Source organism: Dyella silvae (genome assembly GCF_026421305.1).
Taxonomy (GTDB): Bacteria; Pseudomonadota; Gammaproteobacteria; order Xanthomonadales; family Rhodanobacteraceae; genus Dyella; species Dyella silvae.
This window is the reverse complement of the sequence record NZ_JAPJBQ010000001.1, coordinates 141,662-159,591: the sequence shown is the minus strand read 5'-3', so window position 1 is coordinate 159,591 and position 17,930 is coordinate 141,662. Positions and strand designations below refer to the sequence as shown.

The following is a 17,930-nucleotide window of genomic DNA, read 5'->3' as shown; positions in this document are numbered from 1 at the left end:
TCTGCAGGGAAACCGGCACAGCTTAACGCGATGCGGCCTCGTCTGCGCTCTCGGCCATGCGAGCCCGCCATTCGCGTGCCAGCATCGCGAAGATCACATCATCCACCCACTCGCCACGAAACCGGAGGCTTTCGTGAAAATGGGCCTCCTGGCGCAGGCCCAGCGAGCGCATCAACGCCATGCTGGGCAGATTGCGCGGGTCGACCGAACAGTGCGCGCGATGCACGCCCATGGCGCCGAACAACCGCTCCAGCACCGCCTGCAGGGCTTCGCGAGCGAGGCCTTTGCCCTGATGCGAAGCCGCGAGGTTAATGCCGAATTCCGCCTGACCGTCGTCCGACAGGCAGAACGCCAGATCGCCGATGAGCGCACCATCATCGCGCCAGCGAATGGCCCGCTGAAACCACTGTCCGGGCGCAGGCGCCAGCAGACGCGATTGGTTACGAATGAAACGCTCGACCTCGTCGACCGTCTCGGGCCACCAGTTCTGGTATTTCGCTACCTCAGGGAGGGAGCGATAACCAAACAACGCCGCAGCATCGGAAAGATGCAAGGCATCGATCCGAAGGCGCGGCGTCTCCAGTTCCACGAGGAATCAGCGCCCCTGGCGCGCGTTGGCGGCCGCGCGGATGGCGTCAGCGTGCTCGATGAGGTCGCGGCGCTCGATCGCGAAAACGCCCATCGCACCCACCTTGAATTCGATCCACACGAACGGGACTTCCGGCAGCAAGGCCGCCAGCGCGTGTTCGCTCTCGCCGACCTCCACGATGAGCAGGCCATCTTCAGTGAGGTAGTCCGCAGCTTCGTTGAGCATGCGCACGCAGATGTCCAGACCATCTTCGCCGGAGGTCAGCCCAAGCTTCGGCTCATGGCTGTATTCGCCTGGCAGTGCCGCGTATTCGTCTTCGGTGACATACGGCGGATTGGAGACAATCAGGTCGTAACGACGGCCCTTGAGGCCATTGAAGAGATCGGATTTGATGGCTTCGACGCGTCCTTCCACATGCTGGAACACGATGTTCTCGCGTGCCAGCGACAGCGCGTCATCGCTGATATCGACGATGTCCACCTGCCACTCCGGGTTGTACTCGGCCATGGCAATGCCGATGCAGCCCGAGCCGGTACACAGGTCCAGCGCGCGTTCCACGTGACGATGGTCCAGCCACGGCTGGAAGCCCGATTCAATCAACTCGGCGATCGGCGAACGCGGCACCAGCGCGCGGCGGTCACTCTTGAACTTGAGCCCGGCGAACCAGGTCTCGCCCACCAGATAAGCCACCGGCAGACGCTCGTTGACGCGGCGCTCGATCAGCGCCAGCACGCGCTCGCGTTCTGCGGTGGTCAGACGGCCTGCGCCATAAGCCGGCGGGATATCCGGCGGCAAATGCAGGCTGGCCAGCACCAGGTGCGTGGCTTCGTCGATAGGGTTGTCGTGGCTGTGGCCGAAGGTGAGCCCGGCCGCCGAGAATCGGCTGGCGCCGTAGCGGATGAAGTCGATGATGGAGGCGAGTTCGTGGGTCACGGCGGTTTCTGGGCTTCGAGGGATCGCAAAGTATAGCTGCCACAGAATGCGCCCTGCTTGGCCGGACACCTGGGCGCCTGGGCAGTGGCGGCCGATTGCCCCCCTCTCATGCCATGCCCCAGAATCCGGGCGCCACCGGCGGAAGCCGGGATGCGCCAAAAAAATATGTCCACGGGGGGGATTATGGATAAGGAAATACGGGCAGCAATGGCCCGGTTGTTCGCCGTTTTGTGCGCGCTCGCGGCAGTGCTGCCCGGTAAGGCCCTGGCAGTCGGCGCGCCCGCCAAACCTCAGTTCCTGCAAGTTGCCAACGAGGTTTTTTATCCAAACAACTATGTCGCCCCTAGCGACATAGATGGTGATGGCATAAGTGACTTGCTCTGGTTCAACAATACCACCAGCCAGTTTGCCTTCTGGATCACGGGCTCCACCAGCAGTAACACCGGATATGCCAGGGGCTCCTATCAGGTGATCAATATCACCCCGGGCTACTACATCGGAGCCATTGGCGATTTCAACGGCGATACCAAGTCCGACCTGATCTGGACTAGTGCAAACAACGATCTGTACCTGTGGACCTCCCAGGGGAGCTCGTTCAAGTCTGAGTACATCGGCACCTATCCCGCCGGGTGGCAATTGCTCGGCGCGGGCGACATCGACGGTGATGGCGACGCGGATCTGTTGTGGTGGAACGAAAGCACTTGTCAGTTCGGCTACTGGATCATGCATGGAAGCAAGATTGCCAACATCAAGACGTTCAACGTCACCTGCGGTTATCACGTGGCCGCGATCGGGCATTTCATGCAGACCACGCATCTCGACCTGCTATGGACCAGCGCGGCAAACGACGTCTACCTGTGGGCAGGCCAGGGTAATTGGTTCAGCTCCACATTTTTGGGCAATTACGACGCACAAGGAAGAATCATAGGAGCCGCAGTGGCAGGCGACTTTGGCGGCGTCAACGTTTACGTCCAAAACGACACGACGCTTAAATTCGAGCAGTATGAATGGGTGCAGTCATACAACAACCAGCACCAAGTGGCTTCGACCACCTTTACTCTCAAAAACAGCTTCCCAATTAACGCCGGCGACTATCTCGGTGCCATCGGCAACTACGCACATCTCAACGAAGGTGTGGCGATCTGGGCTAACGACACTGCCAATGGCGGCTCCAGCCCCGGCTCCCTGCATTGGTATACGTCCACGATGTCGAGCACGGGCTCAGGTTGGAACTACCTGTCCATCGGTAGCTACCCGTCCGGCTGGACATTAGTCGGCGCGCGAAACTGAACTGGCAAGGGGCCGGCATTCGATCCCGGCCCTCCTTTTCCGCAAAGAGCCCCTTCACGGGGCCGGGTGGGCGCATCCCCCCACATCATTCATACTTGCGAGATGACCTTCAACGTACTCCTCCAATACATCCTTCCGCATCGCGCCCTGTCGCGGGTGGTCTACTGGGCCACGCGCTGGACGTTCAAGCCGTGGAAGAACTTTCTGATCAGCACCATCGTGCGCAATTACCAGGTCAACATGGCCGAGGCCACGCAGCCCGATCCGCTGGCCTATCAGCACTTCAATGCGTTCTTTACCCGTAAGTTGCGCCCCGATGCGCGTCAGGCTGACAGCGACGCCGCCTCGGTGATCTCGCCCGCCGACGGCAAGATCAGCCAGATGGGCAAGATCGTCGACGGCCGCATCTTCCAGGCCAAGGGGCAGGAGTACACCGCGGGCGAGCTGCTGGGCGATGAGGCCAGTGCCACGCCGTACCGCAACGGCAGCTTCGCCACGATCTATCTGTCGCCCCGCGACTATCACCGCGTGCACATGCCGCTGAAGGGCACGCTCAAGGAAACCGTGCATGTGCCCGGCCGCATTTTCAGCGTGGCGCCGTTCGCGGTGGAAGCGATCCCTCGCCTGTTCGCCCGCAACGAGCGGCTGGTTTGCCATTTCGAAGGTGAGCACGGCCCGTTCGTGGTGGTGATGGTGGGCGCGATCCTGGTCTCCAGCGTCGCGACTGTGTGGGACGGCCTGGTGATTCCGCCCTATGCCTCTTCGATCCGCCGCAAGTCGTTTGCCGGACAGAACATCACGCTGGAACGCTTCGCCGAAATGGCCCGCTTCAACATGGGTTCCACCGTGATCTTGTTGTTCCCCGACGGCATGACCGAACTCGACGCCCTGCCTTCGCAACAGGCGGTCAAGGTGGGCCAGCGCATGGGTGCGTTGCTCAAACATTGAGCAACTGGCGTCAATTATTTGACGCCACGGTGACGCATCGCGTCGTTTTGTGACCTTTTTGGCGCACTGCCTCGCCGGGTGGGGTTAACCTCCTCGCCCGGCACCGCCATGCGCGGCCGCCACCCCTGGGGCTAATCAAGGACACTCCATGCGCATCGTCACCCGCCTCATCGCGATGAATCGCGCGCGCCAGCTCAGTCAGCAGCTCCGCGAAATCGCGCGCAGCGTTTATGCACTGCCCAAGCGCAGCCGCGCACGGCTGGGCACGATGGCCTTGCGGGAGATCGGTCAGGCGTCGCGCAGTGATTTCCCCCATCTCTATGGCACCTCGCCGGAAGAACGCTATCTGCCGTGGGGCCAGGGCACCGACATCGGCCTGGCACGCGCCCGCTCGGACAACCCCGAGGTGGCCATGCGCGGCATCGCCCTGTGGCTCGCTGTGGCCTATCACGAAACCAAGGACACCCCCCACGCCAACTTGAAGGCGCCCCATCGCGAAGTGATGCGGCTGCTGCGTGAACTGAAGGAAGAACACCGCGCCGATCCAGCGCACAAATGGATGCAGGCGCCCGCTGCAGCCTGATGCTAGGGCCTGTTCACACTATCCGTGTGGCCAGGCCCTAGTTGCCGTAGAAAGAAAACGCCGCCCTCCGGGGCGGCGTTTTCCTTTTCAGGTCAGGCTGTTCGAGTGAATCAGCGGCAGGCAGGTACCTTCAGAGTCTGACCCGGCTTGATGTGCTGGTGATTCAACCCGTTCATCTGTGCAACCTCCTGCACCGAGGTACACCCGAGCTTGCCGACGATGCTGGTCAAGGTATCGCCACGCCTCACCACGTAACCACGCGTTTTGCCAGTGCTCGACGAACGTGCTGCCGACGCGGCGGGCGCCGGTGCCGGCGTTGATGGCACCACGGGCAACACGGCGGTGTGCAGGTCGTTGGCAAGGATCGGCCAGGGGCCATCGACGCAGCGTGCCTCATACGGCTTTTCCAGCACCTTGGGCACGATGATGCGCACGCCGGTCGGCTGGGCCACCTGTGGATCCAGCCTCGGATTGAGATTGCGCAGGGTGCGGAACCAGCCATCGCTCATGCCGCCCGCAGAACCGAGGCAAACCGTCAGCTCGGTCAGCGATGCGGAGCGCTTGAGGACAATGCTGCCCTGCGCGCCATCTATCTTCGGGAATCGCAGGTTGTAGCTTTCCGGGTGCAGGAACAACCAGGCCGCGGCGAGGACCGACGGCACGTAGTCGCGCGTTTCCTGCGAAAGCTGGTTGTAGATGGTCGGGTCGTACAGGCTCACCGAGGTGTTGTCGCCCGCCAGACGGCGCATGCGCCCTTCCCCACCGTTATAGGCAGCCAGCGTCAGCTCAAGGTTGTTGTTGAAGATCTTGAGCTGCTCGTCCAGATACTCGGCATTGGCGCGCGCTGAAGCGGCCGGATCGAAGCGCGAGTCGAAACCATCTTCCGTGCTGAGTCCAAAGCGCAGGCCCGTGGCGTACATGAACTGCAGCGGCCCCGCCGCGCCTGAACGCGACACCGCGTGCACCTTGCCTCCCGATTCCTTGGCGATGATGCCGAACAGCAAGGCCTCGGGCAGATCCTGCTTCTGGTATTCCGGCCACATCTGGTAGCGCAGGAACTCGTAATTGACGTAGGCATCCATCAGGTTGCCGCGCCACTGGGTGAGCCACATTTCCAGCGCGGCCTTCACCGGGCCGTTCATGGCAATCAGTTGCGACAACTGCTGCCCACGCAGCAGCGTCACGCTGCGCTGCGCCTCCGGCAGCGCGGCCGCCCCTTGCTTGCCGCTGTTGCTGCCCTCCGGCGGGTCGTCATCCATGCCGCCGACGTCATCGCCCAGCGAAAAATTGCCGTCTTTGAGGCGCAGCAGGCGGTCGAACACCGAGAAGAAGCGCTGCGGATCGCAACCCTGCGTCGACGGGCATTGAGCGGACGCGCTCTTCAGCTGGTCCAGCGACGCGTCGAGGGTTTTCTGCGACGCCTGCGCATCGCCGGCCCGCGCCTGCGCCAGGGCCGTTTCATAGCCTCGGCTGGCCTGATCCAACTGCGCGTACAACTGACTAGCCTGCGGCGTCGGCTTGGTGCTGCCGCCACTGGCGCAGGCAGCCAGCAACAGGGTCACGCCAGCGAGGGGAGCCAGACGCGGAAAGCGGGGAACGACGGGGAAAACCATGGGCAACTTCGCTGTGCAATCGAAGGGCCGACCTTACTGCCCCGGGAGCGTCGACTCAACCGATTTGCAACGCGACGTAGTGCCGGTGCGCGCCGTCACGTGCATGTGAAGACGCCATTCACTCAGGGACGCGCGTGGCTACAATCGGGCAGCACTCAAAGGAAGAAATCCCATGACGGACATTCTCATCGGCCGCAACGACCACGCCAGCGTCAACCTGGATGCGCGCTACGGCAATCGCCACGGCATGATCGCGGGAGCGACGGGCACCGGCAAATCGGTATCGCTGATGGTGCTGGCCGAGGGCTTTTCCAAACTGGGCGTGCCTTGTTTTCTCGCCGATGCGAAAGGCGACCTCGCCGGTCTTTCCATGCCCGCCGCTGAGCCGGGCGACAAGTTAAAAGCGCGGCTTGCCCAACTCGGGATCACGGACTGGAAGCCGCAGGCAAACCCGGTCATTTTCTGGGACATCTACGGCAAGCTCGGGCACCCGGTGCGCGCCACCATCAGTGAGATGGGCCCCACCCTGCTGGGCCGCGTGCTCGAGCTCAACGACACCCAGGAAGGCGTGCTCGAGGTCATCTTCAAGGTAGCGGACGATCAGGGCTGGCTGCTGCTGGATCTGCCCGATCTGCGCGCCATGCTGAGTTTCGCCAGCGAGAACGCCAAGGACATCTCGGCGCACTATGGCTTGATCAGCGCACAGAGCATTGCCGCGATCCAGCGCTCCGTACTGAAGCTGGAGCAAGATGGCGCGGACCAGTTCTTCGGCGAGCCCGCGCTGGCATTAAGCGATCTGATGCGCCAGGACATGAGTGGCCGCGGCGTCATCAATGTGCTCGCCGCAGATCGGCTGATTCTCAAACCACGCCTGTATTCGACGTTCCTGCTGTGGCTGCTGTCGGAACTGTTCGAACAGCTACCGGAAGTTGGCGATCTCGACCAGCCGAAACTGGTCTTCTTCTTCGACGAGGCTCACCTGTTGTTCGACGATGCCCCGCCGGCGTTGCAGCAGCGCGTGGAACAGGTGGTGCGCCTGATCCGCTCCAAAGGCGTGGGTGTTTATTTCTGCTCGCAGAATCCAGACGATGTGCCCGGCAACATCCTTGGACAGCTCGGCAATCGCGTGCAGCACGCGCTGCGCGCGTTCACCCCACGTGACCAGAAAGCCGTAAAGGCCGCGGCCGAAACGTTTGTGGCGAACCCGGCGATCAACGTCGCCGAAGCGATCACCCAGCTCGCCGTGGGCGAAGCGCTGGCTTCGACCTTGCGTGATGGCGGCGTGCCCTCGCCGGTCGAACGCGTGATGGTGACGGCCCCCACCGCCCGCATCGGCGCGATCACCGATGCCGAACGCAGCACCGTACGCCAGCGCTCTCCGGTAGGCAGCACCTACGACACGCCGGTCAATCGCGAATCGGCTGCGGAAATCCTTGCCAGGCGTGCCAACGAAAAGGCGGCCGATCCGCAGGCGGTGGCAACGCATGCCCCTGCCGGTACCAGCGCCAGCAGCGAGCCAGGCTGGTCCGATGCCGTGCGCGACGCCTTGCTTGGCACCAGCCGCCGCCAGGGCATGATCGAAGCCATGGCGAAATCTGCCAGCCGCGCCGTCGGGTCACGTCTCGGGCAGCAGATCGTGCGCGGCGTACTGGGCGGTATTTTCGGCGGCAAGCGCTGAACGCCCATGATTCGCATCGCCATCGTTTCGCCTGACACGCCCTTTAGCGAACGCTTCGTCACCGGCTTGAGCTATCCCCTGCGTGGCGGCGGACTGGCCACCTGCGCGGCGCTCGCGCTGGCGCATTACCTCGTCATACTGCCCGCGTTCATCGGGATTTTTGCGAGTTTCGCGTTGTGGGCGGCCACATGGCGGTATGCCGCCATCTGCCTGACGTACACCGCCAATGGCTTCGCCGATCCACCGGACATCGGCGTGGATGAAAACCCCGCCGCAGGCAACGGACTCACTGCCGTTCACCTGCTTGCGTTCGCACTCTGTTTCGTCAGCAGTCTGTTCTATCCGCAAGCCTTGTGGCCGTTGATGATCCTGTTTGCGGTGATGCTGCCCGCCATCGACATGTCGCTGGCGTTCGACGGCAATATGGAATTGGCGATGAGTCCGGTGACCTGGTGGGAGGTCATCCGCCGATTCGGCTGGGCGTACCTGATTCCCGTGGGGCTCAATCTTGCGACGGGCGCGCTGATTATTCTGGCCTCGGTTGCCACCGGCATGTTGCCGAAACTGCTCTCGCTGCCGTTGTTCGCCTTCGCATATACCTACCTGATCATTCTCAACCTGCACTTGATGGGCGCCATGGTTCACCAGCGCCACGAGAGTTTCGGCCTGGAGCCCGAGGCCGAAGAACTTGTGCGTGAAAACGGACAGGATGAAGACACCCTGCTACTGCAGCAGGTGCACGAAGTGGCGGCGAGCGATCGCCGTACGGCCATTGCCATGCTGGTAACGCGCATGCAGGGTCGCAGCGCGCCCGCACCGTTGCATCAGGCTTATCGCGAGCTGCTGCGACAGGAAGGGCTGCGCGACGGATTGCTGGAACACGGACACATCTGGATCGCCGCGCTGATGGCTAATGGCGAATCGCGTCGTGCACTCGGCCTGGTGCAGGAATGCCAGGAGATCGATAGCGCCTTTCTGCCGGACGATCCCTCCATCGCTGGCCCATTGGCCGCGCTGGCGGCGCGGTCGGGCATGAGTCACCTGGCGCTGCGCATGTGCCGCGGCTTTCTTGCGCGATGGCCGCGTTCGCCCGATGCGCCAACTTACGGACTGCTGGCCGCGCGCCTGCTTGCCGCCACGCCCGAGCGTACGGCCGATGCCGTGGTGCTGCTTGGTAAACTATCCGCCCACTGGCCCGACCATCCGTTGCGCCGTGACATCGACGCATTCGCGCAACAACTGCAAGCACAGACGAAATCCGCATGAGCCGCTGGCGCCCACCGTCACCATCCTCCACCGCCATCATCACCCGCGACGGCTTCGAGAGACTAAAGTCCGAACTCGATCACCTGTGGCACACATTGCGCCCCGAAGTGGTGAAAGCGCTTGCCGCAGCCGCAGCCGAAGGCGATCGGTCGGAAAACGCCGAGTACACCTACCGCAAAAAGCAGCTCGGCGAGATCGACCGCCGCGTGCGTTACCTCAGCAAGCGCATCCCCTCGCTCAAGGTGGCCGAAGGGGCGCCCGCTGATCGTGACGTGGTGTTTTTTGGCGCCAGCATCGAGCTGGAAAATGCCGATTCTGGCGAGACCCTGCGCTATCGCATCGTCGGTCCCGACGAAACGGACGCACGCCTGGGCTGGATCAGCATCGACTCTCCAATGGCCCGTGCCGTACTCAAGAAGCGCGTGGATGACGAGTTCGAAGCCGAACTTCCCGGCGGCCGCACACGCTTCGTCATTGTCGAAGTGACTTACTGACCCTCAGGCCGGGCACCCTGCCCCTGCAGCAACGCCGCGATCTGCGCCTGATGGGCATCGACGAAGCGGATGTTGTCAGGATTGTCCCAGACCTGATTAAGGTTGTTGGCCATCGCGGGATCGTTGCGGGCGCGTGAGGCCATGATGGCGTTCATCAACGCGATATTGGCCAACATGAATTCGCGTGGCGTGAAGCCATACTTCTTCACAAGCTGGGGAATGCGCGGATCGCCGCCCATCGCCTGCATAGCCAGGTCATCCAGACTGTGCACCTTGGTGGCGTCAGGCGCCGCCTGCGGCGGAATACCGGTGGCGCGCGCTTCCTGAGTGGCCGCTACCAACCGATTGAACACGTCATCATTGAGCGTGTACTTCTTGATCTGCTGCTTGTCCGCCTCCGGCAAGCCGGGCGGTGCAACCTGGGCATGCGTCAGCGGTGCCGCGGCCAACAGGAGCAACAGCACGCCAAGGCGGCACGCACGCCATACATGATTGAAAGCAGACATCAACATCTCCATCAAATTCGCCGGACGCCCCCGGCCATGACAACACCCTAGCACCGGGGCGTCAGATCGGGCTTCGGTTGCGCATCAACTGGTGCAAAGCCTTCTGGTAATCCGCATCGATCTGTTTGAGGCGGGCGTCTTTGGCCTGCTCATTGATCCAGCGGCCGTGCTCAGCCTGTTCGCGGATGAGTTTGAACTCCAGATCCACAAAAGGTTGCAAGACACGGCTATCGGCCGGCTCGAAGCCCGCCAGATCGGGGATGCGCGCCAGATTGGCACGTTCACGCTCCCCGGCCGCTCCCGGTGCGCGCCCATAGTGACGCATGAAGTCGATCAATTGTCCGCGCAATGGGTCAGGCAAGCCGTCGCGCACCACCAGTACGCCGGCGGGAATCAGCGTGGAGCGCCAGATCACCCGAAGCTCCGCAGCCTCATTAGGGAAGTTGCGCCGGAACAGATCCAGATCAGGGTTGTTGCACGTGGCGACGTCAACTTCGCCATTCACCACGGCAAGCGCGTTGTTCTGGTGATTGCCCACGTGCACGCTGGCAAAGAACGTGTCGGAGTTGAGCCCGCGCGGCGCGAACACCTCGGCTTCAGGCGCGACATAACCGGTCACCGAAAGCGTTTCGCCTCGTCCGTAGCGCCAACGCCCCGGGCGGGCCAACAGATCCTTGAGGTTATGGATGGGACCGTTGGCTCGCACAATCAGCATGGCGACGTTGCCCTTCGCGCCGTCGTCGCGCACGAACTGGGCGACGACGCCCATGTGCTGATGCACTACCGCCTCAATGGCCAAACGCCCTGAAAGAAAGGCCATATCCACACGCTGGTCGCCGATGGCACCCGACAGACCCGCATAGCTGCTCACGGAGACCGTCGTCACCGGATGCCCCAGCTTCTTCTCGAGATCATCGAGCAACGGTCGCCACTGCTCGCGCGACTCGGCGGCGCTGCCAATCGGCAGAATGCCGAAACGGATGGGGGCGGCTCCGGTATCCGGAGCCGCGTTGTCTGCGCGCAAAGAAAGTCCAGGCGCCAACAAGCAGGCCAGCAGTCCAGCCCTGAGCAACCAACGCCTCATGCCAAAGCGCCCACGACAAGCCATATCCATGCCCGCCCCAGCGTTGCTCGGTCCTGGTGCCCCGCTAGTGACGTTTTAGCGCGATTGTGACGCCGGGGCAATTTCGCAAAAACCGGGAGGGTGCAAGGTCAGAGCAAACTGGGGGCCGGATACCGTCGCCCGAGCCGGCGCGGTTGATAGCAGGGTGTATCCCGATGGAACGCCTCGCTGTCGTTGTCCGGGTGCCAGCCGGGAATCCCAGACAATGGCAAGGGGCGCAGTTCAAGCGGGTCGCGCAGCAGACGCCCTGCCAGAATCCCGTTGGCGCAGCTGCTTTCCACACTTTCCGCTGTTGCGCTGCCAACGAACACCAGCGCCTTGCCCACCAGCAGCTTATCGGGCGTCAGGGCATGCTCCAGCAACGCATGGCCAAACACCTCGACCGAGATGCGCCCATCCGTCCATGCGCCTCGTTCACGCCAGAACAGGCCGTACCAGTCATGCGCATCCCACAGTTCGAGCAACCGCGGATCACGCACCGCGACCAACACACCGGCTTCGTCAAAGTGCGTCATGGCGTATTGGGCGCGCGACCGGTCACGCGGCCCCATATGCGCAATTTCGGCCATCTGTTGCACATTGAGGGCGCGTTTGATGCCGCCATGGCGCAGCCATATCAACGCGTTGAACAAGTCGTGCCAGTTGGCCTCGCGCGTGGCTATCTCGCCACGTTCAGCGATGCGCTGTTCGTAATGCAGACCATCACTCAACAGCGTCGTGGTCTGCGCAACGAAACACTCGGACATCACCTCCGGCCGCGCTGCATTGAGCGCCGCGATCGACGGCCATTCGCTTCCCTGCAACCATTCGGCCTGGGCCGCCCAGTCTTGCAGAGGTGACTGCCCGAACTGCGATCGTTCGACGCTTCCCCGCTCGGGTGCGATGTAACGCATCACACCCGGCCGTAGCCGCGACTCAACCCAGCAGGCGCGCGTGCAGATCGTGTTCGTCAGCGTCTTCCACCACGACGTCGACAAACTGACCCGGCTTAAGCAAGTGACCGTTGGCGATGTGCACCACGCCATCGATCTCCGGCGCATCGGCCGCGGAACGCGCCACGGCGCCATCCTTGCCCGCTTCGTCCACCAGCACCTTGATGGTGCGGCCGATCTTGCGCTGCAACTTGGCCGCAGAGATTTCCGCCTGCACTGCCATGAACTGTTCCAGGCGATCTTCCTTCAACTCCTCGGACACGGCACCCGGCAATTCGTTTGCCTTGGCGCCATCCACCGGCGAATAGGCAAACGCACCGACGCGATCGAGTTCCGCCTCACGCAGGAAGTCGAGCAGCTCTTCGAACTCGGCATCCGTTTCGCCGGGGAAGCCCACGATAAACGTGCTGCGAATCGTCAGATCCGGCACCACCTTGCGCCAGTTGCGGATGCGTTCCAGCGTCTTGTCGATGTTGCCCGGGCGCTTCATCAGCTTGAGGATCCGCGGGCTGGCGTGCTGGAACGGGATATCGAGGTACGGAAGGATCTTGCCCTCCGCCATCAACGGCATGACTTCGTCGACGTGCGGATACGGGTAGACATAGTGCAGGCGCGTCCAGACACCGAGTTCGGAGAGGCCTTCGCACAGCTCGGTCATGCGCGTGCGATAGCTCTTGTCTCGCCACTGGCGCTCGGCGTACTTCACATCCACGCCGTAGGCGCTGGTGTCCTGCGAGATCACCAGCAGCTCCTTCACGCCGCCCTTCACCAGACGCTCGGCTTCCAGCAGCACTTCGTCCACCGGACGAGACACCAGGTCGCCGCGCATCGACGGGATGATGCAGAAGCTGCAGCGGTGATTGCAGCCTTCGGAAATCTTGAGATACGCGTAGTGCTTCGGCGTCAGCTTGACGCCGGTATCCGGAATGATGTCCAGCAGCGGATTGCGCTGCGGCGGCAATGCGCTATGCACCGCATGCATCACGCTGGCGTAGTCCTGCGGACCGGTAATGGCCAGCACATCCGGATAGGCTTCGCGAATCAGCTCCGAGCGCTTGCCCAGACAGCCGGTAACGATCACCTTGCCGTTCTCGTGCAAAGCCTCGCCGATGGCATCCAGCGATTCCTGCACGGCCGCATCGATGAAGCCGCACGTGTTGACCACCACCGCATCGGCGGCGCCGTAGCTCGGCACGATCTCGTAACCCTCAACCTTCAGCTGGGTGAGGATGCGTTCGGAGTCGACCAGCGCCTTGGGGCATCCGAGGCTGACGAAACCGACTTTGGGCGAAACCTGCGACATGGCTGGGCAACCGTAACTATGCGGAAAACAGACCATTATATCGCAGGCGGACGCTTTTCCCTGAATGGCTAGAATGACCCATCGCCACGAGGGAGTACGAGTGATGGGCCAGTCAATCAACCTCAACACCACGCGGATGCAGTGCATCGGGGCCTATCTGGCCAAGCCGGCAGGCAAATCCAAGGGCGGCATAGTGGTGATCCAGGAGATTTTCGGAGTGAATGAGCACGTCAGGCACGTGACGGACCGCTTTGCGGAAGCCGGTTACACCGCCATTGCGCCGTGCTTCTTCGATCACCTGGAGACCGGCGTGGAGCTGGGCTACAACGAAGAAGGCTACACGCGGGGCAAGGCCCTGGTGATGGAACTTGGCATGGATCGCGCGGTGGAAGACGTGGCCAGCGCCGCCGAAGCCATTTCGTCCGCCGGGCGCATTGGCACGGTGGGCTATTGCTGGGGCGGCACGATCGCCATGCTTTCGGCCATCCGTCTTGGCTTGCCGTCGGTGAGCTACTACGGCGCCCGCAACGTCCCGTTTCTGGGCGAAAAGCCCAAGGCGCCGGTGATGTTCCACTTCGGCGAAAAGGACAAGAGCATTCCGCCCGAGATGGTGCAAAAGCATCGCGAGATGCTGCCGCAGATGGAGGTGTTCACCTACCCCGCCGATCACGCGTTCAATCGCGATGTCGGCCAGCAGTACGACGAAGTCAGCGCCAAGCTGGCCTACGAACGCACGCTGGCATTCTTCGACAAGCATCTGGCACACGGCGCATGAGCGAGACCGGCTTCGCGCTCGATCCACGCCTGCAGGCCGATACCCGGCGCGTCGCATCGCTTGCGCTTTGCGACGTGCTGTTGATGAACGACACCCGCTTTCCCTGGTTGGTGCTGGTGCCACGCAGGGCCGACCTGGTGGAAATCTGCGACCTGCAAGCGGATGAACAGACCTTGCTCTGGCACGAAGTGAATCTCGCTTCGCAAGCGTTGCGTGCAACGTCGCCGTTCGACAAGCTCAATCTCGGCGCTCTCGGCAACATCGTGCGTCAGTTGCACATCCACGTGGTGGGTCGCCGTGAAGGCGATGCTGCCTGGCCGGGCCCGGTGTGGGGTAGCGGTCGTGCCCTGCCCTATGATGCGGACGCGTTGGCGTCACGAATGTCCGAGCTGCGTCATCAGCTGATGCCGTAAGCGTTGCGACTTTTTCGAGCGACCCAAAGAAAAAGCCCGCGGATCACTCCGCGGGCTTTTTGATGGAACTGTCAGCAATCAGTAATGCTGCTGCGGCGGCGGTGCCTCGGCCTTCTGCGGTGCCTTGTAATCCTCAAGCTCGCGAGCCTTGGTATCGACCACGCTGATTTTCTTCAGCGTGCCGCCATCGTCGTAGTACACGGTAAAGCCATAGTCGATCTGCAGGCGTGCCATGTACTGCAGGTGCTGCTTGCGAATCTTGGAATCGTCGCTGGGCTCGAGCAGCACAGTCTTGGGCAACCTGCCCTGATCCTTGAGGTAGGCGAAGTGGCTACCGGTATCGAGCGCGGACAACACGGCGCCATCGACAATGAACTGGCCGCTCTTATAGGCCTGGATTACGGCGTCGAACTGGCTCTTCATGTCGGCGGTGCGCACGTCATTCTTGGCGCTGCCGCGATGGCAACCGGTCAGCACCAGCATGCTGCCCAGCAGGATGGCTGCGGCCGCGCGGGTCAGCAGCGTGGAAAAACGGGTCATGCGGATCTCCTGCAATGCATCGGTGTGAACAAGGGGAAGTGTAGCGCCGCCTCACGCCCCTGCGTCGGATCCGGACGGCACCCATTCAGGTGCGCGGTCAGGGCCGTCGCAGCAGCGCAAGAAACAGCGTCAGGTGCGCGGCAAGGTAACGCCCTGCTGGCCCTGGTATTTGCCGCCGCGATCCCGGTAGCTGGTCTCGCACTCCTCGTCGGATTCGAGGAACAGCATCTGCGCGACGCCTTCATTGGCGTAGATCTTTGCGGGCAAGGGCGTGGTGTTGGAGAACTCCAGTGTGACGTGGCCCTCCCACTCCGGCTCCAGCGGCGTCACGTTGACGATGATGCCGCAGCGCGCATACGTGCTCTTGCCGAGACAGATGGTGAGCACCTTGCGCGGAATACGGAAGTACTCGACCGTGCGCGCCAGCGCGAACGAATTGGGCGGAATGATGCACACGTCCGCTTCGACATCGACAAAGCTGGACGGGTCGAATGCCTTCGGGTCGACGATGGTCGAGTTGATGTTGGTGAAGATCTTGAACTCGCGCGCGCAGCGCACGTCGTAGCCGTAGCTCGACGTGCCGTACGACACGAGCTTGGAGTTGTCGCGCGTCTTGACCTGGCCCGGCTCGAACGGCTCGATCATGCCGTGCTGCTCGGCCATACGGCGGATCCATTTGTCGGATTTGATGCTCACTCGAACTCCCGGAGGGCGGTTTTGTCACGCCGGTCGGCGTAAAGACCGCGAAAATAGCGGAAATGGCGGGTGGGCCGCCAGTCATGGGGTGTGAGACTGGGCGTTTGGGGGGCCTGGGTCTCATGGTTTTGTGGCTGGGTTGCTGGGATTTGGCGACTGGGCTCGGTTGTTGCGATTTGGCGACTGGGCTCGCCTGCGGCGGGCTTCCGACCTCCTGCCGGAGGCCGGGTCACTTTTCTTTGCGTGCTCAAAGAAAAGTAACCAAAAGAAAGAGCACCCCGCTTGGCGCTTGCCGGGCTGATAGCCCGGCAAGTCCGTGAGGGTTGGCCGGGCTTTTCGACAGGGCTTCCTGCCCTGACGAAAAGGGATCGGCATCCATGCCGATCCCCCTGCGGGCCTGATCGTCCAACCCTCACCGCCGCACAGGGGCCCCTCAGATCAAAAGCGCAAAGGCTCGTGCCGCTGGCGCGGCACATCGCATCACCTCGTATCCCGCGCTTTTTTCTGTAGGAGCGCACTGGTGAGCGACGAGCCGAAGGAACGGCATCCTCGTGACGCTGCGGTCGCGCACAAGTGCGCTCCTACAGGGAACCGTGAGTGCATGGAAGCCATGGGCGCGGCTTCTGGCGCGCTTCGCGCGCCGCTCTGGCCCTGGCTTTTGCTCTTGACCTCCGGGCCCCTATGGCGCGGCGGGCGGGTGGAGGAATAGCCCGCAGGGTGGCCGGCAAGGATGCCGGCCAGTTTTTCGACAGGACAGGGAGGTCCTGTCGAAAAACCCCGTAACCCGCCCGCGAACCTTCCGGGCTTCGCCCGGAAGGCGCGCCATCGGGGTGGCCTTTCTCTTGGTTACTTCTCTTTGGCCACGCAAAGAGAAGTGACCCGCTGCCCGGCAGGGCAGCGGAAGCCCGCCGCAGGCGAGCCAGGTCGCGGGGACGCACACAAGAGCGAAAGTCACTGGATGACCAGCCTTCGGCTGTTGTGAAGCGCTTCCAGCTTCCGCTGGGATGACGGTGAGGGGAATGGGCACTACCGCGAGCACCCGCCCCTCACCCCAACCCTCTCCCCGGAGGGGAGAGGGAGAAAAACACACGGCCCAACCGAAACCTATGTCCCGAAGAGCAAGCCGGCGAGACGCTTACGGCGCCCCCTCCACCATGATCTTGCCCAACCCCAACGACTTGTTCCGCGGCGTCCGCGAAAGACGGCCGGCGGCATTCCGTGCGATCTCGCGATAACGCGCCGCAAGATCGGACTCAGGCATCGCCACCACAGTCGGCGTACCACCATCCGCCTGCTCACGAATGCGGATATCCAGCGGCAACGACCCCAGATAAGCCACACCGTACTGTTCCGCCATCCGCACGCCGCCGCCCTCGCCGAAGATGTGCTCCTCGTGACCGCAGTTCGAACAAACGTGGGTAGCCATATTCTCCACCACACCCAGTACTGGCACTTCCACCTTCTCGAACATCTTCAGCGCCTTGCGCGCGTCCAGCAGGGCAATATCCTGCGGCGTGGTGACGATCACCGCGCCAGACACCGGCACCTTCTGCGCCAGCGTGAGCTGGATATCGCCAGTGCCCGGCGGCAGATCGACAACCAGGTAATCGAGCTGCTCCCAGCGGCTGTCATTGAGCAGCTGCATCATGGCCTGGGTGACCATGGGGCCGCGCCAGATCATCGGGGTTTCCTCGTCCACCAGGAAACCGATCGACATGGCCTGCAGGCCATGCGCCTCCATCGGGATGATGGTCTTGCCGTCCGGCGACTGCGGCTTGCCGCTGATGCCAAGCATGCGCGGCTGGCTCGGGCCGTAGATGTCGGCATCGAGAATGCCGACCTTTGCGCCTTCTGCCGCAAGCGCGAGGGCCAGATTCACCGCCACCGTGGACTTGCCCACGCCGCCTTTGCCCGACGCCACCACAATGACGTTCTTCACGCCCGGCTGTGGCGCCAGCGTGCCCTGTACCTTATGCGCGTGAATACGTGAGCCGATCGACACCGAGGCCGAGGCAATGGCCGGATCGGCTTCCAGTGCCTGCTTTACCCGTGCGCTCAGCGCAGCGACCGCACCGGCCGCGGGATAACCGAGCTGGATATCCACCGAAACGCGATCGCCGTCCACGCCTACGGCACGAATGGCCTCGCCGACGGGGGCGCCGGTATGGGGGTCAACCAGCTCGCCAAGAATGCGGCGGACCAGGGCTTCGCTCGCCTGCGTCATAAACCAATGAGGCCTGTCTTTGGG

The 17,930-nt window shown here is 62.8% G+C and carries 18 protein-coding genes; 8 read left to right on the top strand and 10 right to left on the bottom strand.

The window, feature by feature from the left end:
• Nucleotides 1-22 precede the first annotated feature (22 nt).
• Both OQE56_RS00730 and prmB read right to left on the bottom strand, forming a co-directional pair.
• Nucleotides 23-589, bottom strand: coding sequence for a GNAT family N-acetyltransferase (locus OQE56_RS00730; RefSeq protein ID WP_267220584.1), 567 nt, complete (start codon nucleotides 587-589; stop codon nucleotides 23-25).
• A 6-nt stretch (nucleotides 590-595) separates the two neighbouring features.
• Nucleotides 596-1,522: a 50S ribosomal protein L3 N(5)-glutamine methyltransferase gene (gene prmB, locus OQE56_RS00725; protein WP_267220582.1), complete on the bottom strand. Its 927-nt coding sequence runs from the start codon at nucleotides 1,520-1,522 to the stop codon at nucleotides 596-598.
• Nucleotides 1,523-1,705: 183 nt separating this feature from the next.
• Here prmB and OQE56_RS00720 point away from each other — a divergent pair, with 183 nt between their 5' ends.
• The 3 genes from OQE56_RS00720 (at nucleotide 1,706) to OQE56_RS00710 (ending at nucleotide 4,343) form a co-directional block, all read left to right on the top strand.
• On the top strand, nucleotides 1,706-2,812 hold the full coding sequence (locus OQE56_RS00720; RefSeq protein ID WP_267220580.1) for an FG-GAP repeat domain-containing protein: 1,107 nt from the start codon (nucleotides 1,706-1,708) through the stop codon (nucleotides 2,810-2,812).
• A 102-nt stretch (nucleotides 2,813-2,914) separates the two neighbouring features.
• Nucleotides 2,915-3,760, top strand: a complete 846-nt coding sequence (gene asd / locus OQE56_RS00715; protein ID WP_267220578.1) for an archaetidylserine decarboxylase — start codon at nucleotides 2,915-2,917, stop codon at nucleotides 3,758-3,760.
• A 148-nt stretch (nucleotides 3,761-3,908) separates the two neighbouring features.
• Nucleotides 3,909-4,343 (top strand): hypothetical protein, encoded by a 435-nt coding sequence (locus OQE56_RS00710; RefSeq protein ID WP_267220576.1) that lies wholly within the window; start codon nucleotides 3,909-3,911, stop codon nucleotides 4,341-4,343.
• Between the two features lie 110 nt (nucleotides 4,344-4,453).
• Here the strand turns inward: OQE56_RS00710 and OQE56_RS00705 are convergent, their stop codons facing one another.
• Nucleotides 4,454-5,956, bottom strand: coding sequence for a transglycosylase SLT domain-containing protein (locus OQE56_RS00705; protein WP_267220575.1), 1,503 nt, complete (start codon nucleotides 5,954-5,956; stop codon nucleotides 4,454-4,456).
• Nucleotides 5,957-6,128: 172 nt separating this feature from the next.
• Between OQE56_RS00705 and OQE56_RS00700 the strand changes: the two genes are divergently transcribed.
• The 3 genes from OQE56_RS00700 to greB are packed head-to-tail and all read left to right on the top strand — an operon-like array spanning nucleotide 6,129 to nucleotide 9,394.
• Nucleotides 6,129-7,634: a helicase HerA-like domain-containing protein gene (locus OQE56_RS00700; RefSeq protein WP_267220574.1), complete on the top strand. Its 1,506-nt coding sequence runs from the start codon at nucleotides 6,129-6,131 to the stop codon at nucleotides 7,632-7,634.
• A gap of 6 nt (nucleotides 7,635-7,640) precedes the next feature.
• On the top strand, nucleotides 7,641-8,900 hold the full coding sequence (locus tag OQE56_RS00695) for a hypothetical protein (RefSeq protein ID WP_267220573.1): 1,260 nt from the start codon (nucleotides 7,641-7,643) through the stop codon (nucleotides 8,898-8,900).
• The gene (greB, locus tag OQE56_RS00690) at nucleotides 8,897-9,394 is read left to right on the top strand and encodes a transcription elongation factor GreB (protein WP_267220572.1); all 498 of its coding nucleotides are present in this window, start codon (nucleotides 8,897-8,899) and stop codon (nucleotides 9,392-9,394) included. Before OQE56_RS00695 ends, greB begins: the two co-directional genes overlap by 4 nt.
• Here greB and OQE56_RS00685 read toward each other — a convergent pair.
• From OQE56_RS00685 to rimO, 4 genes are all read right to left on the bottom strand, one after another.
• Nucleotides 9,388-9,900, bottom strand: a complete 513-nt coding sequence (locus tag OQE56_RS00685; RefSeq protein ID WP_267220570.1) for a hypothetical protein — start codon at nucleotides 9,898-9,900, stop codon at nucleotides 9,388-9,390. The two genes, greB and OQE56_RS00685, sit on opposite strands and share 7 nt — an antisense overlap.
• 61 nt (nucleotides 9,901-9,961) lie before the next feature.
• The gene (gene phnD, locus OQE56_RS00680; protein ID WP_267220568.1) at nucleotides 9,962-10,984 is read right to left on the bottom strand and encodes a phosphate/phosphite/phosphonate ABC transporter substrate-binding protein; all 1,023 of its coding nucleotides are present in this window, start codon (nucleotides 10,982-10,984) and stop codon (nucleotides 9,962-9,964) included.
• 128 nt (nucleotides 10,985-11,112) lie between these two features.
• Nucleotides 11,113-11,916, bottom strand: coding sequence for a DUF3025 domain-containing protein (locus tag OQE56_RS00675; RefSeq protein ID WP_267220566.1), 804 nt, complete (start codon nucleotides 11,914-11,916; stop codon nucleotides 11,113-11,115).
• Between the two features lie 22 nt (nucleotides 11,917-11,938).
• Complete coding sequence (gene rimO / locus OQE56_RS00670) at nucleotides 11,939-13,258, bottom strand: 30S ribosomal protein S12 methylthiotransferase RimO (RefSeq protein WP_267220564.1); 1,320 nt, start codon at nucleotides 13,256-13,258, stop codon at nucleotides 11,939-11,941.
• 103 nt (nucleotides 13,259-13,361) lie between these two features.
• Here rimO and OQE56_RS00665 point away from each other — a divergent pair, with 103 nt between their 5' ends.
• Nucleotides 13,362-14,033: a dienelactone hydrolase family protein gene (locus OQE56_RS00665; RefSeq protein ID WP_267220562.1), complete on the top strand. Its 672-nt coding sequence runs from the start codon at nucleotides 13,362-13,364 to the stop codon at nucleotides 14,031-14,033.
• On the top strand, nucleotides 14,030-14,446 hold the full coding sequence (locus tag OQE56_RS00660) for an HIT domain-containing protein (protein ID WP_267220560.1): 417 nt from the start codon (nucleotides 14,030-14,032) through the stop codon (nucleotides 14,444-14,446). The genes OQE56_RS00665 and OQE56_RS00660 overlap by 4 nt, the downstream gene beginning before the upstream one ends.
• Before the next feature lie 78 nt (nucleotides 14,447-14,524).
• Here the strand turns inward: OQE56_RS00660 and OQE56_RS00655 are convergent, their stop codons facing one another.
• The 3 genes from OQE56_RS00655 to apbC form a co-directional block, all read right to left on the bottom strand.
• Nucleotides 14,525-14,986 carry a hypothetical protein gene (locus tag OQE56_RS00655; RefSeq protein ID WP_267220558.1) on the bottom strand — a complete coding sequence of 154 codons (462 nt, stop codon included), beginning with the start codon at nucleotides 14,984-14,986 and terminating at the stop codon, nucleotides 14,525-14,527.
• Nucleotides 14,987-15,115: 129 nt separating this feature from the next.
• Nucleotides 15,116-15,682: a dCTP deaminase gene (gene dcd, locus OQE56_RS00650; protein WP_267220556.1), complete on the bottom strand. Its 567-nt coding sequence runs from the start codon at nucleotides 15,680-15,682 to the stop codon at nucleotides 15,116-15,118.
• Nucleotides 15,683-16,817: 1,135 nt separating this feature from the next.
• Complete coding sequence (apbC, locus tag OQE56_RS00645; RefSeq protein ID WP_267220554.1) at nucleotides 16,818-17,906, bottom strand: iron-sulfur cluster carrier protein ApbC; 1,089 nt, start codon at nucleotides 17,904-17,906, stop codon at nucleotides 16,818-16,820.
• Nucleotides 17,907-17,930 lie beyond the last annotated feature (24 nt).

What these genes read in the sequence shown, in the direction of transcription:
- OQE56_RS00720 (WP_267220580.1), top strand. Translation starts at nt 1,706, where the DNA reads ATGGATAAGGAAATACGGGCAGCAATGGCCCGGTTGTTCGCCGTTTTG.
- asd (WP_267220578.1), top strand. Translation starts at nt 2,915, where the DNA reads ATGACCTTCAACGTACTCCTCCAATACATCCTTCCGCATCGCGCCCTG.
- OQE56_RS00710 (WP_267220576.1), top strand. Translation starts at nt 3,909, where the DNA reads ATGCGCATCGTCACCCGCCTCATCGCGATGAATCGCGCGCGCCAGCTC.
- OQE56_RS00705 (WP_267220575.1), bottom strand. Translation starts at nt 5,956, where the DNA reads ATGGTTTTCCCCGTCGTTCCCCGCTTTCCGCGTCTGGCTCCCCTCGCT.
- OQE56_RS00700 (WP_267220574.1), top strand. Translation starts at nt 6,129, where the DNA reads ATGACGGACATTCTCATCGGCCGCAACGACCACGCCAGCGTCAACCTG.
- OQE56_RS00695 (WP_267220573.1), top strand. Translation starts at nt 7,641, where the DNA reads ATGATTCGCATCGCCATCGTTTCGCCTGACACGCCCTTTAGCGAACGC.
- greB (WP_267220572.1), top strand. Translation starts at nt 8,897, where the DNA reads ATGAGCCGCTGGCGCCCACCGTCACCATCCTCCACCGCCATCATCACC.
- OQE56_RS00685 (WP_267220570.1), bottom strand. Translation starts at nt 9,900, where the DNA reads ATGTCTGCTTTCAATCATGTATGGCGTGCGTGCCGCCTTGGCGTGCTG.
- phnD (WP_267220568.1), bottom strand. Translation starts at nt 10,984, where the DNA reads ATGAGGCGTTGGTTGCTCAGGGCTGGACTGCTGGCCTGCTTGTTGGCG.
- OQE56_RS00675 (WP_267220566.1), bottom strand. Translation starts at nt 11,916, where the DNA reads ATGCGTTACATCGCACCCGAGCGGGGAAGCGTCGAACGATCGCAGTTC.
- rimO (WP_267220564.1), bottom strand. Translation starts at nt 13,258, where the DNA reads ATGTCGCAGGTTTCGCCCAAAGTCGGTTTCGTCAGCCTCGGATGCCCC.
- OQE56_RS00665 (WP_267220562.1), top strand. Translation starts at nt 13,362, where the DNA reads ATGGGCCAGTCAATCAACCTCAACACCACGCGGATGCAGTGCATCGGG.
- OQE56_RS00660 (WP_267220560.1), top strand. Translation starts at nt 14,030, where the DNA reads ATGAGCGAGACCGGCTTCGCGCTCGATCCACGCCTGCAGGCCGATACC.
- OQE56_RS00655 (WP_267220558.1), bottom strand. Translation starts at nt 14,986, where the DNA reads ATGACCCGTTTTTCCACGCTGCTGACCCGCGCGGCCGCAGCCATCCTG.
- apbC (WP_267220554.1), bottom strand. Translation starts at nt 17,906, where the DNA reads ATGACGCAGGCGAGCGAAGCCCTGGTCCGCCGCATTCTTGGCGAGCTG.